The following is a 13,997-nucleotide window of genomic DNA, read 5'->3' on the forward strand; positions in this document are numbered from 1 at the left end:
TCCGTTTGTCGGATAGATCGTGCCGGTTCAAAGTTCGTTCATGCCTTCCGAAAACGACGTGATGGAGAAAACGATGCACACCGCCACTTCCGCAGCCCACCTGACGCACACCCCCGCAGCGATGCACCGTGTACGCCTGTTGGTTCCTGGTCTCGCACTCACGGGCGCTCTGGCTTTCGTGTCGATCCAACTGGGCAAGATCGGCTGGCTGCAGTCCAACGGCATCAGCGCGCTGACCCTGGCCATCGTGCTGGGCATGGTGGTCGGCAATACCGTCTACCCCCGCATAGGCGCCGCGGCCGGCGGCGGCGTGACCTTTTCCAAGGCCAACCTGCTGCGCCTGGGCATCATCCTGTACGGCCTGCGCCTGACCTTCCAGGACATCGGTAACGTGGGCTGGACCGGCGTCGCGATCGACGCCACGGTGCTGTGCAGCACCTTCGGGCTCGCCTGCTTCCTCGGCACCCGAGTCTTCGGGCTCGACCGCAAGACGGCCATGCTGATCGGCGCCGGCAGTTCGATCTGCGGCGCGGCAGCTGTGATGGCGGCCGAACCCGTCGTGCGCGGTCGCGCCGAGCAGGTGATGGTCGCGGTGGCCACGGTGGTGGTGTTCGGCACGCTGGCGATCTTCCTGTATCCGGTGCTGTATCACCTGGTCGCTCAATACCGGCTGTTCGACCTGTCGCCGACCGCTTACGGCGTGTTCGCCGGCTCGACCATCCACGAAGTGGCACAGGTGGTCGCTGCCGGTCGTGCCGTCAGCGAGCAGGCTGCGAACACCGCCGTCATCGCCAAGATGGTCCGCGTGATGATGCTGGCGCCGTTCCTCATCATCCTGTCGGCTTACCTCTCCCGCTCCAGCGCCAAGGATGCCGATGCTGTCGACGGCGGCGACGAAAGCAAAGCCTCGCCACGCGGCGGCATCGTGATTCCCTGGTTCGCCCTCGGTTTCGTGGCGGTCGCCGGGCTCAACTCGCTCGCGTTGCTGCCCCATGCGGTGGTGACGCAGGTGATCGACATCGACACCGTGCTGCTGGCGATGGCCATGGCCGGCCTCGGGCTGACGACGCACGTCTCGGCCATCCGCAAGGCCGGCATCAAGCCGCTGGCGCTGGCGGCCGTGCTCTTCGTCTGGCTGGTGTGCGGCGGCTTCGCCATCAACGCGGGAATCACTGCACTCCTCAAATGACAGGGCGGACCTGGAATAAATCGCCCCCGCCATTCGTCCATCCATCCAGACAACCGAAAGAATCTCATGAAACTCCGTCCTCTTGCACTCTCGCTGTGCCTCGCCCTCTCGACACTCGCCTCGATCCCTTCGACGGTCACGGCACAGCCGGCGCCTGTCGCAGCGTCCGCAAGTGCGACGCAGCGCTGGACCTTCGACGGTGCCATCCACAACAATTCGCTGGCGCTCAGCCCGGACGAGGGCACGGCCGTGGTGTCGTACAGCGAACGCCCGGACGTCGTCGTCTACGACCTGAAGACCGGCAAGGTGCGCAAGGTGCTGGATGGCTTCGTGACGCCACGCAACATCGTGTTCGCGCCGTCTGGCGAGTTCTTCTATGTTTCGGACAGCAGCCTGGGCACCGTGGCGAAGATCGCCACGTCCAGCCTGAAGACGGTCAGCAGCCTGCCGGCAGGCCCCGGTGCCTTCGGCACCGTGCTGAGCAAGGACGGCGCCACGATGTACGTGAACAACCAGGCCGCCAGCACCGTCACGCGTTTCGATCTCGCAAGCGGCGAACCGCGCGCCGTCATCACCGGCTTCGCGCAGCCGCGCCAGGGCGTGCGCCTGAGTCCCGACGGATCGGCGCTGTACGTCACCAACTTCATGGGCGACAAGATCACCATCGTGAACACGGCGACCAACAGGATCGACGGCGAGATCACCGGGTTCAACAAGCTGCGCGCGATCTCAGTCACCGCCGACGGCAAGACGCTCTTCGCTGCAAACAGCGGCAGCAACACCATCGCGGTCGTCGATCTGGACAAGCGCGCCATCGAGTCGACGATTCCCGTCGGAAAGGACCCGTATGGTGCGGCGCTGTCGCCCGACGGCAGGCGCGTCTACGCCGGCAACCTGGGCGACAACTCCCTGTCCGTCATCGATGTAGCGAGCAAGAGCGTGGTCGCCACCATCACCGGATTCAAGGAGCCGCGGCAAGCCATCGTCTTCACGCGCGACGGCAAGACGGCCTATGTTCTGAACGAAGACTTGGGAATCGCCAAAGTGGACTTGGCGAGCAACCGTGTGGAGGCGACGCTGGCTGCGCCTGCGGCAAAGATGCAGAAGGCCGCGCCGTGAAGAAGCGCTCGTGGACTACCTGAGATCGCCTGCAGCACAAGCAATCTTCGAGAAGTGGTGTTGGAAGACACCCTGAATAGCCACTGTATTTATCTAACAAACGAGACAAACCATGAGATCAGGTCGCGAAGCCACACCCACCGCGCAGCACGACGCCAAGCGCCCTCCATCCCGTCGGCGCTTCGTCCAGGGCGCCGGTCTTCTCGCGCTGGGTGCGTCGCCGCTCGCCGCGCTGGCGGCTGGTCGCGATACTGGCGAAGGCGTGACCTTTGCCGACGGACCGCGCCCCATGGTGACGTACCCGCAAAAACGGCCGCTGATTCGCGTTCACACCCGGCCGCCGCATCTGGAAACGCCGTTCTCAGTCTTCAACGAAGGGCCGATCACCGCCAACGACGCTTTCTTCGTGCGTTACCACCTGGCCAACATCCCGCTGGCGGTCGACCCTGCTACCTACCGGCTCACCGTCAAGGGAAAGGTCAACACGCCGCTGAACCTGTCGCTGGCCGATCTGAAGGCATTGGCAGAGCCTGTGGAAGTGGTGGCGGTCAATCAGTGTTCCGGCAACAGCCGCGGGTACTCGTCGCCGCGCGTCTTCGGCGCCCAGCTCGCCAATGGCGCGATGGGCAATGCCCGCTGGGTCGGCGTGCCGCTGCGCAAGGTTCTCGAGAAGGCGGGTGTGGCTGCGGGTGCCCGGCAGGTGACCTTCAACGGCCTCGACACGCCGGTGCTGCCCGCGACCTCGGACTTTCGCAAGGCGCTGGACATCGAACACGCGCTGCAGGACGAACCGATGCTCGCTTGGGGCATGAACGGCAAGGACCTTCCGTTCCTCAACGGCTACCCGGTCAAGCTCATCGTACCGGGCTACTTCGGCACCTACTGGGTCAAGCACCTCTCGGAAATCGAGGTCATCGACCATGTGTTCGACGGCCATGACGCGCTGTTCATGACGACCGCCTACCGCGTGCCCGACAACGACTGCCAGTGCGTGGCACCGGGTTCCGCAGCGGCGAAGACGCGGCCGATCTCGACGCTGCCCGTGCGCAGCTTCATCACCAGCGTCCAGGCCGGTGGCATCCTGCCTTCCGCTCGCTCGATCGAACTCAAGGGCATCGCCTTCGATGGCGGTGCCGGCATCAAGACGGTGGAAGTCTCCATCGACGGCGGCCAGAGCTGGAAGGCGGCGACGCTCGGCAAGGATCTGGGGCGCTTCTCGTTTCGGGAATGGCGGGCACCGGTGAGCTTCGCGAAGAAGGGCCGAGCCGTGCTCATGGTCCGCGCGACCAATCAGAAGGGCGAAGGCCAGCCTGCCACGGTGGACTGGAATCCGGCAGGTTACCGCCGCCATGTGGTCGAGTCCACGCCGGTCACCATCGCCTGAGGACACGCCATGAAAACCACCACTTTTTTGGCCCGCGCCGTTCTTGGCTGCTGCGTGTTGATCGCGTTCAACGCGTTGGCCGCGCCGCCCGACATCAAGCTGCAGCCCGACACGTCGAAGCTGCGCCCGTCGAAGCTGCCGGGCTACGCCATCGCGATGCAGAAATGCGCGATCTGCCATTCGGCGGACTACGTCAACTACCAGCCACCCGGCATGACGCAGACGCAGTGGACCGCCGAGATGGCCAAGATGCAGCACACCTACGGTGCGCCGATCAGTGATGACGAAGTCAAGCAGTTGGGTGCCTATTTGGCGGTCGCCTACGGGTCTGCGAAGGCCACAGACGCCAGTGTGATCGCCGCATCCACACCAGCGTCTGCGCCGCCCGCTCCGCCAACGTCACCGGGTGCTGCGGCCGCGCCACCAGCTGGTGGCGGGAGTGTCAACGTCCAAGCGCTTCTTGCGAGCAACGCGTGTCTGAGTTGCCATGGCCTGACCCAGAAGATCGTCGGTCCGGGCTATCACGACATCGCCGAAAAGTACAAGGCCGATCAGCAGGCGCAGTCGAAGCTGGAGGCCAGCATCCGTGGCGGCAGCGTCGGCAAGTGGGGCAGCGTGCCGATGCCGCCTTTCGCCGCACTGAAACCCGAAGAGGTGAAAGCGCTGGCTGCGTTCGTCTTGAAGCAGTAAGCACGCCCCCGATCGCCGGAGCGATGACTCCGGCAACGACTAAAAACCCCCCACGAGATTAAAAAAATGACCCCCACGAATCGCCGCTTTTTCATCTTGCAAGTTGCCGGCGCGGCAACTGCGCTGTCCGTCTCCGCCGCCCACGCACAGTCCGGTGGCCCGAAGCTGGCCGAGACCGATCCTCAGGCCGTGGCGCTCGGCTACAAGGAAGACACCACCAAGGTCGACGCCAAGAAATTCCCCAATCACGCGGCCAGCCAGAACTGCGCGAACTGTCAGCTGTTTCAAGGCAAGCCCAAGGAAGCGACGGGCGGCTGCCCGCTGTTCGCCGGCAAGCAGGTCGCTGCTGCGGGCTGGTGCAGCGCATGGAACAAGAAAGCGGCATGAGCAGCGGCTTCGTTCGTGCGGGGTTCCTCGGGTTGCTGGTCGCAGGGAGCACGTTGACGCAGGCGGCCGACATGCACGCGCACAGTATGAAAGCCGAGGGCGTCGTGCCTCCCAGCTTCATGGCCAGCACGGCCAAGCCCTTCGATGCGCTGATGGGCGATGCCATGGCCGTAATGGACCACGACATGCGCACCGCACCCATGAACGGCCAGCCCGCGCACGACTTCATGACCATGATGATTCCCCATCACCAGGGCGCCATCGACATGGCCAAGTCGATCCTGCTCAACACGCAAGACCCGGAAGTGCGCAACCTCGCGCAGGGAATCATCACCGAGCAGTCCAACGAGATCCGGCTGATGCAGGCCTGGCTCGCACGCCACGCATCACCCGCCAAGTAGTCGCTCCAGACACGTCGAAGAAGGACCTTTCATGAATTCACTCAAACCCCTTGTCCTTGCCACGGCGCTGGCCGTTGCATCTTTCGGTGCATCGGCCGCTTCCAATCCCGGCGACCGCGTCTACACCGCAGACCAGAACACCAACACGGTGTCGGTGATCGACCCGAACACCAACACATTGCTCGGCCAGATCAAGCTGGGGAACCAGCGCCCCGACGTGCTGTCGCCGATCTACAAGGGCGAGATCAACGTTCACGGCCTCGGTTTCTCGCCCGACCACCGCGCGCTGGTCGCCATTGCCAACGGCTCGAACTCGGTGACCTTCATCGACACGGCGACCAACAAGGTCAAGGGCGTGACTTACGTCGGCCGCTCGCCGCACGAGGCCTTCTTCACGCGCGACGGCAAGGAGGTCTGGGCCGTGGTGCGCGGAGAAAACTACGTCTCGGTGATCGACGCGAAGACCTTCAAGGAGAAACGCCGGATCGAGACCGCGCCGGGTCCCGGCATGGTGCTGTTCACGCCGGACGGTGGGCGCGCCTTCGTGGTGTCGAGCTTCACGCCCGAAGTGGCCGTGGTCGACACGCGCTCGTACAAGATCGTGAAGCGCATTCCGGTCGTGAGTCCGTTCTCGCCGTTCCTGCAGTTCACGCCGGACGGCAAGGAAGTCTGGATGGGCCACAAGGACGTCGGCAAGGTCACTCGCATCGACGTGAAGTCGATGGCGGTGACGAGCGTGATCGACACCGGCTTCATCACCAACCATCTCGGCTTCGCCAAAACCGCGCGCGGCACGCTGGCTTACGTCGCCGTGGGTGGCGAGAACGTCGTGAAGGTCTACTCGACCGATGGCGAGGCGAAGCTGCTCAACACCATCGCGACTGGCGCGCTGCCGCATGGCGTCTGGCCATCGGACGACGGCACGCGCATGTACGTCGGACTGGAGAACGGCGATGCGGTCCAGGTGATCGATACCGCCAGCGACAAAGTCATCGCGGCAGTGCCGATTGGACAGGCTCCGCAGGCGCTGGTCTACGTTTCGAACGCCGTGCCGTCGGGTGCCGGCACGGACAACCTGAAGCCGCTGGCGAACGCGGCGCCGGTCAACATTCCGCTCATGCCCGATTCCGGCGACGCCAAGGGCTTCGTGGTGGCACGCAATTTCGGCGTGGTCGATGCGCTGGAACTGTTCCTCTACAAACTCAAGCCGGAAACGGTCTACAGCATCTACGTGGGCGATCAGAAAGTGCCCGTCGCCAGCTTCAAGACCAATCCGATGGGAATGGCCGACGGCACGGCGATCGGCGAAATCCGCGAGGTCACTCGTCTGCAGTCGGAAGCCAATCCGAAGACCGCATCGATCGTGGTCATCGAAGGCGATGGGCCGATGGATGCAGCCAAGGTGGTTCTGCGCAGCCCGATGTGATCCAAGGCCCGCGCATCTTTCGTTACGTCGTGCGGCAAGACCGCGGCGGGTCGCCGAATCCTTTTCACGGCTGGTGCTCGCTCGCTGTGTGCAAGCCGCAGATTCGTCGCTCGGCACGTGTCGGCGACTGGATCGTCGGCCTGCGCAGCCGCCACAACGACCAGCTCGTCTACGCGATGCGCGTCGATGAGGTCATGGCGCTGGGCGACTACTGGGCGGACCCGCGCTTTGTCGCCAAGCGACCTGGCGGCGATGGCCCCCCGGACAACTTCTATCGGGCGATGGCGAACGGCTCGATAAAGCAGGTGGCCAACACGTTGCACGACGACAGCGAGGCCGCGCGAGACATTGCGGGCCTCAACGCCCTGGTGTCGTGGCATTTCTGGTACTTCGGCGACCAGAGCCCACCGCTGTCGACCGATCTGGTGCACCTGACGCATTCGGGCCAGGGACACTCGCTGCACCGGCGGCGTCGAGCGGATGACGTCGCCGTGCTGCAGCACTGGCTGGACCACTGGCCGATGGGCCGCAACGGAAATCCCGTCGATGCCTGGCCCATCGGGCGCCAAGACTACTTGTGCACTTCGAGCTGGCTGTAGACCGCCTCCGCGACCCGCAGCATTTCGGACTTGCTGTCGCCTGAAGAGATGGCGTAGCCGAATTCCTTGTCGACCCAGTAGAAGACATTCACCGGGCCATCCTGGCCGAACTTGAAGGCCGTCTCGCGTCCGGCGTCCTCGCGGGTGACGTACAGCGTCAGACGCTCGCCCTTTGCGCCGCCGAACATGAACTGCGCCACCGGCCCCTTGTCGCCCGGCAGCAGCCGCCCGCCGATGAGCTCGTAGCCCAGGGCGCGCAGGTCGGGCGGCTTCACTTCGGTGCCCATGCGCTTGGTCAGCCAGGTGACGAGTGCCTGCTCCTGGTCGGCGCCGACCTCCACCGGACGACGCACGTCCGGGCTGTAGACCACGTGGGCCACGGCTGCACGGTGAGCGAAACCATTGAGCGTGCCCACTCGCGCCGCCGCCAGCGTGGCACTGCGCTGCAGTTGCCCATCGTAGGCGCCACGGCCCCACCAAGCCGACCCGGTGCTGACGACCGCGATCGCCACGCCGGCTGCCAGGGAGCGCCACGGCCATTCCTGCCAGCCCGCCCCCGGCGCCGGCTTCAGCGGCAGGCGCAACGGCAAGGGCTCGGACAGGACCGGGTCGAGCAACTGCTTGAGCGCCAGATTCTGGGCACGCCAATCGTCCACGCGCTGGCGTTCGGCCGGGTGGGCATCCAGGAATTTATCGATTTCGACATGCCGCGAAGAGTCCAGAAGCTGGTCCGCGTAAGCATGCAGATCGGCTTCGGTCACCGGCTTGATGCCGTCGGTGGAAATGGGTTTGAGTGGGGGAGAGTCCATGTCACTTGATCCTGCGCAGGGGCGCGGCAACTTGGGCTGATGGCGCGCGGCCTTGCAGTTCCTGTCGCAGCTTGTCACGGCCGCGCGCCAGGCGGGACATCACCGTGCCGATGGGCACGCCGAGCGCGGTGGCGGCTTCTGCATAGCTCATTTCTTCGACTGCGATGAGCAGCAGCACCTCGCGTTGCTCCACGGGCAGCCGCTGCAGGACGCGGTCCAGGTCGCGGACCTCGATGCCGTCGGACTGGCTGGCTCGTTGTGGGATTTCGGGCAGGTCGTCGCCCGCGCTGTCCTCGGGTCGCCTGCCCTTGGCGCGTACACCGTCGATGAAGTGGTTGTGCATGATGCCGAACATCCAGGCGCGGATGTCGCCGCGTTTCTGCCAAAGCGAGAACCGACTCCAAGCCCGTTCCAGCGTGTCCTGCACCAGGTCGTCAGCTCGCTCGGTGTCTGCCACCAGCCCGCGCGCGTAACGGCGCAGGCTGGGAATGCAGGCGACGATCGAGGCTTCGTCCTGTGCGCGCATGGGATGAAGCGTCGTGCTCTCTTCCGTTCTGGTCGGTCAGGGCTTGATGACGTGCCAGACGTTCTTGAAGTTGTCGCCAGTCATGTCGCCGACCTTCATGTCGGACTTGTACAGGTACACCGGCTTGCCCTTGTAGGCCCACTGCTTGGTGCCGTCGTCGCGCACAACGATGGTCATGTCGCCTTCGGGCTTCGCGTCCGCTTCTGCCATCACCGGTGGCCACAGTCCGGCGCACGGGCCGTTGCAGGCACTCTTGCCGCTGCCCGCCGTGTCGTTGTCGAAGGTGTAGAGCGTCATGCCGCTGGTGTTGACCAGCATGCCGCCGGCTGTCTTGACAGGAGCGGCGGCCATAGCGGCGCCAGAGGCGAGCGCGGCGAGCGCAAGAATCAGGGTGGGCAGAAGGGAAGATTTCATGGGAAGTCCTGTGGAAGATGGAATTGGTCAGAGTTGACATCCAGACAGACGCTTGGCCGCCTGCGTTTATTCCGCTGTCTCAAAGAATTTTTGAGATGGGCGCCAGCGCAGATGGCTGCCAGATGCATTGCAGATGCAGTGTGCGACCAGCGCCTGACTCATAGGCACGCATTTCGCCGTTGGCGATCTCCAGGCACGAGACCGCTTGTTCACTGAGTTCTTCAAGCTGCATCACCAGCGCCCGCAGGCTGTTGCCATGACCGACGACAGCTACCGTTTGGGCCAACGCCAATGATGGTTCGATCAGTTCCTGCCAGAGCGCGGTCACCCGCAGAACGGTTTGCGCGAGTGATTCCGCCAAGGGCAGGGGTTCCAGCCCTGCGCAGGGTGGTTCCATCGATGGATCCGTCGCCACCCGACCGACATCGTCCTGAGTCCACGGCGGCGGTACCGCGCGGTACGACCTGCGCCAAGCTTGCACCTGATCGGCACCGTACCGCGCGATGGCTTCGGCCTTGGATGACCCCGTCAATGCACCATAGTGCCGCTCGTTCAACCGCCAGTCGGCTGTGCGTGGCGCCGATGGACTTCCCGCTGCGAGCAGCAAGCAGTCGACAGACCGTACGCAACGGACCAGCATCGAGGAGAAGACGCGGTCGACGACCAGACCTGACCGCCGAATCGCACGGCCGGCCTCCTGCATCTGACGCACACCCCGCGGCGTGAGGCCCACGTCGGCCCAGCCGGTGAAACGCTGTGCCAGGTTCCATTCGGACTCACCGTGTCGGATGAGCAGCAGTTGCACCTGCGATCGTGGCGCCGACACGTTCAATTGCCCTGCCTGTCGGCATGCGGATCCAGTGGCGTGGGTGTTCTCAGCCGGGCCATCGAACGTCGCAGATGCAGCGTCGATGCCCAAACGAGCGCGCAAGCAAGGTGCCTGTTCATGATCTTCTTTAGATTCGGGATTTTTGAAACATGATCTGAGTGTTACTTCAGTCGATCTGCGCGCAGGCGCTGTCGGTCGTCGGTGACGGCCCTCGCCGCCAGATAGACCGCGCCCGCCGACGCGAGACCGCCGGCGCCTGTGAGCAGGAAAAGCAGCAGGATCTGGTATTTCACGGCCTCGAGTGGATCCATGCCGGCCAGCAACTGCCCCGTCATGATGCCGGGCAGCGTGATGACACCCGCGGCCGACATCTGGTTGATGATCGGAATCATCCCGCGGCGGATCGCATGGCGGATCGGTGCGGCCAGCGCTTGGTGGATGCTGGCGCCGAGCGCCAGCTGCGCCTCGATCGCCGGGCGCCCGGTGCTGATGCCTTCGAAGAAGCTGTCGAGACCCAGGCTGGCCGAATTGAGCACACTGCCGAGCACGATGCCCATCAGCGGGATGGCGTAGCGCGGGTCGTACCAGGGCTGCGGGCGGATCGCCGTCATCAATGCGAGCAACACGGTGGCGATGCTCGAGAAGCCGACGACCACCGCCGCGATGCGGTGACTCCCGGCACCCTTGAGACGCCGAGTTGGACGCACTGCGACTTCGCGCGCGGCCGCCAGCAGCATGAGCGCGACGATCCCGAGAGTGGCCGCCGGCGACGCCGCCTGGAACACGAAGCGCAGCACCAGGCCGACCAGCAGGAGCTGGACGACCATGCGGGTAGCGGCCCAGAGCACCTGCCGATGCAACTGCAGGTGCAGGAGCACGGACGCCAGGGCGTTGATCAGCACCAGCAACGTGGCGAGCGCCACGTCCGTGGCGTGAAGATGGATGGTGCTCATGGCGCGTGCAGCTTGCCGTCGCGCATCTCGAAGTGGCGATGGCTCATCCGCACAGCCTGCTCACGCGAGTGCGTCACCATCACGATGCCGAGGCCGGAGCGGAGCTGTTGCAGAAGCAGGGATTCCATCGCCAGCGTGGAGGCGCCGTCGAGCGAGGCCGAAGGCTCGTCGAGCAGCAGCACGTCGGGCTCCCGCACCATCGAGCGGACGAGCGCCAGGCGTTGACGCTCGCCGGTCGAAAGGCGTGCGATGTCGGCGTCCAGCAGGTCCGGGCTCAGCCCGAGCGCCGCCATCAGTTCGGCGACCCGGCTCGACGCGGCAGACGGAAAGTGGGCTGCCGGCGTTGACGCCCACCAAGCGGGTTCGGCTGACTGGTAGATCACACGACCTCGCCACGCCGGCGCTGCAAACGTCTCCCGGCGTTTCCCGGCCAGGTTCACGCCGCCGGTGCCGGGGTCCATGTCGGCGATCAGGCGCAGCAGGACGCTCTTGCCCGATCCTGATCTGCCGAGCACGCAGACACATTCGCCGGCGTTCAAGGCCAGATCGAACGGACCGCCGAACGGCGACGCAAGACCGGAGATCGCCAGCAAGCAGTTGTCGACAGTCATTCGTAAACGGTCCTCGGCGAAGGTCAACGCTGCGGTCAATCGCCGGCATCAGTGGCATCACCGGCCAACGCGGGCGGCGTTGCTTTGCCGATCCGCCCGTAGACCATTGGCACCTGGATGTAGAACACCGTGACCGGCTCAAGCGCAATCGCTGCAAGCAGTCGTTCGGCGACCTCTTCCGTGGCCGATACGGTCACCGCCACAGGCTGCTGGGCCAGTTCGAAAAAGTGAGTGGAATGCATTTTTCCGGCGGATCCGAAACCCGTAGCCGCGCCCATCAAGCTTCCGCCCAACGCACCGTTGTCTTTGGCAAATTGCAAAAGCCAGTCTCCCATGGGGGTGTGGTCGTGTCGATGTTCCTGCTCGGCAAAGAACGTGATCTGGAAACCCTTCATGATGAACTCCTGGTGAGCGTGAACGAAAAAGAGAAACCGATGCCGTGACTGGCACTCTCATGAGCCACGTGCCGTTGATGGCGGCACTGGCGGTCGGCACGATTGGGCGTTGGTTGGCGACTCCGACTCGCCGTCGGTCATTGGAAGCTCGCAAGCGAAAAGAACGGCCCGCACCTTGCCCAACTCCTCCGCGTGCTCCTGCATGAAGGTCCGAAGCCGAGTTTCAGAGTCAAGCAACTCCAGACATTGCGGATGTCGCAAAGCATGGCCTTCAAGGTGGTGGTGCGTGAGCCGCTCCCCTGGCAGGTAGCCCGATCCGATGGGGTACAGCAAGGCTTGCTGAATGCCCGAGCGACGAGCAACCTCCAACAGATGCTGCGCCAGCGCGGGCGCGCCCAATCGGTGCCAGAAACGCGTGGCCTTGGCGCGGCTGTTGGCGGGAAAGTACAGACGCAAAACGGTCAGGTCGTACGTAGGAGTGGAGGCCTGAGTCGTCATTACTTCGTCTCCTGCAAAACGACGTCCTGCTTCTCCTGCTTCTGCTTGCGCCGGAACTGAGCGATGTCCGCCTGCCGAGGGTTTTTGGGCAAGGATTGGCGATGCTTGCCGGGGCGGACGCGCTGCGCGTGGCAGATGAACGCCCGTAGCTGCATTTCGGTGTCGATCAGCTCCAGGCACTGCGGATGCAGCATGTGGGAGCCGTCGATCTGGTGATGTGTCACGCGCTCTCGTTTGAGGTGGTCCGATGTGACGTGGTAGAGCAGCGCCGACTGCAGGTGCGCGCGCTTTGCCGAGACCAACAGTTGCTGCGCAAACCCTGGAACGCTCAGGTGATACCAGATACGGGTTGGGTTCGCATGGCTGCCGGCTGGGAAATACAGCTGCAGTGCCATCACCGTCGACGGATAGTTTTCAGCGCGACTCATGAGCGGTCATCTCTGGTTGCGGAGACGTGCTGGGTCTGCTGCTTTTTACGGAATTGCGGGACATCGGCGATACGCAGTTCCTCTGGGGGACCGCCATGGTGTTTGATGTGGCCGACGCGCTGCGAGTGGTAGATGCCGGTGTGGCCGGAGCAGAGGTAGCTGGTGATGCAGCCGATGGCTGCGAGCGGTCCGATCTGCGGCCCAAACAGTTCGATTGCCATGACGATGGTGGCCAGTGGCGTGTTGGCCGCGCCCGCGAACACGGCCACAAAGCCGATGCCGGCGAGCATGGCGAAGGGCAGCTGCAGCATGGGCGCCAGGACGTTGCCCAAGGTCGCGCCGATGTAGAACAGCGGCGTGACCTCGCCGCCCTTGAAGCCTGTGCCGAGCGAGGTGACGGTGAAGGCCAGCTTGCCAAAAAAATCCCACGGCGCCGAAGGTTCCTGGAAGGCGTTGACGATGCTAGGAATGCCCAGCCCGATGTAGCGATGCGCATCGAAGCCCGCTCTGCCGAGAGCCCAGAGGGCGAGCGCGATCACGATGCCGCCCAACATCGGGCGCAGCGGCGGATAAAAGATCCATCGCTTGACAAGCCCTCCGAGCTGGTGCGTCGCGGTCGCAAACACGAGGCCGACGAGACCGAAAATCACACCAGCGATCACGACGGCTCCGACGCTCCAAGGCGTAACCGCGACCACCTCTCCGATCGCGTAGTGCATGTGGTGCACGCCCCAGGCCATGCCGACCTGATCGGCCACGATGCCAGCGACCATGCAGGGAAATAGGGCGTCGTAGCGCATCCGGCCTATGGCCAGCACCTCGAGGCCGAAGAGTGCCCCCGCCAGCGGGGTCCCGAACACGGAGGCGAAGCCAGCGCTGATGCCCGCCATCAGCAGGATGCGGCGATCGGCAGGCTGCATTCGAAAGACGTGCGTGAGCTGGTCCGCCAGTGCGCCGCCCATCTGCACCGCCGTCCCCTCGCGACCCACGGACGCGCCGAAGAGATGTGACATGACGGTGCCGCCCAGGACGAGCGGGACCATGCGCAGCGGCACGACCTTCTTCGGGTCGTGGATCTCGTCGATCAGCAGGTTGTTGCCGGCCTCGACCTGCTTGCCGAGCTTGAAGTACACCCAGCCGACGGCGCCACCGGCGAGGGGCAACAGCCAGATGATCCAACGATGCGCTTCGCGCCAAGCCGTGGCGCGGTCGAGGGCGAAGAGGAAAAGTGCGGAAGCGCTGCCGGCCAGGAAGGCCACAACGGAGGCAATCACGAGCCACTTGCCGATGTACGGCAGCAGGTCGAATTGTTCAGGTCGTCTAAATCGGCTCATGCGGG

18 protein-coding genes are annotated in these 13,997 nt (G+C 64.5%); 8 read left to right on the forward strand and 10 right to left on the reverse strand.

Annotated features, from left to right (window positions below):
- Window positions 1-73: 73 nt before the first annotated feature.
- From ASE76_RS12285 to ASE76_RS12320, 8 genes are all read left to right on the forward strand, one after another.
- The gene (locus ASE76_RS12285) at window positions 74-1,189 is read left to right on the forward strand and encodes a YeiH family protein (RefSeq protein WP_055840464.1); all 1,116 of its coding nucleotides are present in this window, start codon (window positions 74-76) and stop codon (window positions 1,187-1,189) included.
- Between the two features lie 66 nt (window positions 1,190-1,255).
- Complete coding sequence (locus ASE76_RS12290; protein ID WP_082448433.1) at window positions 1,256-2,308, forward strand: YncE family protein; 1,053 nt, start codon at window positions 1,256-1,258, stop codon at window positions 2,306-2,308.
- Window positions 2,309-2,420: 112 nt separating this feature from the next.
- Window positions 2,421-3,692: a molybdopterin-dependent oxidoreductase gene (locus ASE76_RS12295; RefSeq protein ID WP_055839820.1), complete on the forward strand. Its 1,272-nt coding sequence runs from the start codon at window positions 2,421-2,423 to the stop codon at window positions 3,690-3,692.
- Between the two features lie 9 nt (window positions 3,693-3,701).
- The gene (locus tag ASE76_RS12300) at window positions 3,702-4,382 is read left to right on the forward strand and encodes a c-type cytochrome (RefSeq protein ID WP_055839823.1); all 681 of its coding nucleotides are present in this window, start codon (window positions 3,702-3,704) and stop codon (window positions 4,380-4,382) included.
- A gap of 66 nt (window positions 4,383-4,448) precedes the next feature.
- Complete coding sequence (locus tag ASE76_RS12305; RefSeq protein WP_055839826.1) at window positions 4,449-4,769, forward strand: high-potential iron-sulfur protein; 321 nt, start codon at window positions 4,449-4,451, stop codon at window positions 4,767-4,769.
- Window positions 4,748-5,170, forward strand: coding sequence for a DUF305 domain-containing protein (locus ASE76_RS12310; protein ID WP_082448434.1), 423 nt, complete (start codon window positions 4,748-4,750; stop codon window positions 5,168-5,170). The genes ASE76_RS12305 and ASE76_RS12310 overlap by 22 nt, the downstream gene beginning before the upstream one ends.
- A 31-nt stretch (window positions 5,171-5,201) precedes the next feature.
- Window positions 5,202-6,596, forward strand: coding sequence for a beta-propeller fold lactonase family protein (locus ASE76_RS12315; RefSeq protein WP_055839832.1), 1,395 nt, complete (start codon window positions 5,202-5,204; stop codon window positions 6,594-6,596).
- Entirely contained in the window at window positions 6,593-7,195 is a 603-nt protein-coding gene (locus tag ASE76_RS12320) for a hypothetical protein (protein WP_156362734.1), read from the forward strand. Before ASE76_RS12315 ends, ASE76_RS12320 begins: the two co-directional genes overlap by 4 nt.
- Here the strand turns inward: ASE76_RS12320 and ASE76_RS12325 are convergent.
- From ASE76_RS12325 to ASE76_RS12360, 10 genes are all read right to left on the reverse strand, one after another.
- Complete coding sequence (locus tag ASE76_RS12325) at window positions 7,168-8,004, reverse strand: anti-sigma factor (RefSeq protein WP_055839838.1); 837 nt, start codon at window positions 8,002-8,004, stop codon at window positions 7,168-7,170. The two genes, ASE76_RS12320 and ASE76_RS12325, sit on opposite strands and share 28 nt — an antisense overlap.
- Before the next feature lies 1 nt (window position 8,005).
- Window positions 8,006-8,530, reverse strand: a complete 525-nt coding sequence (locus ASE76_RS12330) for an RNA polymerase sigma factor (protein ID WP_055839841.1) — start codon at window positions 8,528-8,530, stop codon at window positions 8,006-8,008.
- Window positions 8,531-8,566: 36 nt separating this feature from the next.
- Window positions 8,567-8,944: a hypothetical protein gene (locus tag ASE76_RS12335; RefSeq protein ID WP_055839844.1), complete on the reverse strand. Its 378-nt coding sequence runs from the start codon at window positions 8,942-8,944 to the stop codon at window positions 8,567-8,569.
- Between the two features lie 79 nt (window positions 8,945-9,023).
- Window positions 9,024-9,749 carry a 2,3-diphosphoglycerate-dependent phosphoglycerate mutase gene (locus ASE76_RS20065; protein ID WP_168389250.1) on the reverse strand — a complete coding sequence of 242 codons (726 nt, stop codon included), beginning with the start codon at window positions 9,747-9,749 and terminating at the stop codon, window positions 9,024-9,026.
- Between the two features lie 185 nt (window positions 9,750-9,934).
- Window positions 9,935-10,726, reverse strand: coding sequence for an iron export ABC transporter permease subunit FetB (gene fetB, locus ASE76_RS12340; protein ID WP_055839847.1), 792 nt, complete (start codon window positions 10,724-10,726; stop codon window positions 9,935-9,937).
- Entirely contained in the window at window positions 10,723-11,337 is a 615-nt protein-coding gene (locus tag ASE76_RS12345; protein WP_055839850.1) for an ATP-binding cassette domain-containing protein, read from the reverse strand. Before ASE76_RS12345 ends, fetB begins: the two co-directional genes overlap by 4 nt.
- Before the next feature lie 35 nt (window positions 11,338-11,372).
- Window positions 11,373-11,732 (reverse strand): DUF190 domain-containing protein, encoded by a 360-nt coding sequence (locus tag ASE76_RS12350; RefSeq protein ID WP_055839853.1) that lies wholly within the window; start codon window positions 11,730-11,732, stop codon window positions 11,373-11,375.
- Between the two features lie 57 nt (window positions 11,733-11,789).
- Window positions 11,790-12,230, reverse strand: coding sequence for a hypothetical protein (locus ASE76_RS20070; RefSeq protein ID WP_236698429.1), 441 nt, complete (start codon window positions 12,228-12,230; stop codon window positions 11,790-11,792).
- On the reverse strand, window positions 12,230-12,658 hold the full coding sequence (locus ASE76_RS20970; RefSeq protein WP_201781861.1) for a hypothetical protein: 429 nt from the start codon (window positions 12,656-12,658) through the stop codon (window positions 12,230-12,232). Before ASE76_RS20970 ends, ASE76_RS20070 begins: the two co-directional genes overlap by 1 nt.
- Window positions 12,655-13,992, reverse strand: a complete 1,338-nt coding sequence (locus ASE76_RS12360; RefSeq protein WP_055839859.1) for a voltage-gated chloride channel family protein — start codon at window positions 13,990-13,992, stop codon at window positions 12,655-12,657. Before ASE76_RS12360 ends, ASE76_RS20970 begins: the two co-directional genes overlap by 4 nt.
- Between the last annotated feature and the right edge of the window lie 5 nt (window positions 13,993-13,997).

The sequence above is a fragment of the Xylophilus sp. Leaf220 genome (assembly GCF_001421705.1).
Classification (GTDB): Bacteria; Pseudomonadota; Gammaproteobacteria; order Burkholderiales; family Burkholderiaceae_C; genus Xylophilus.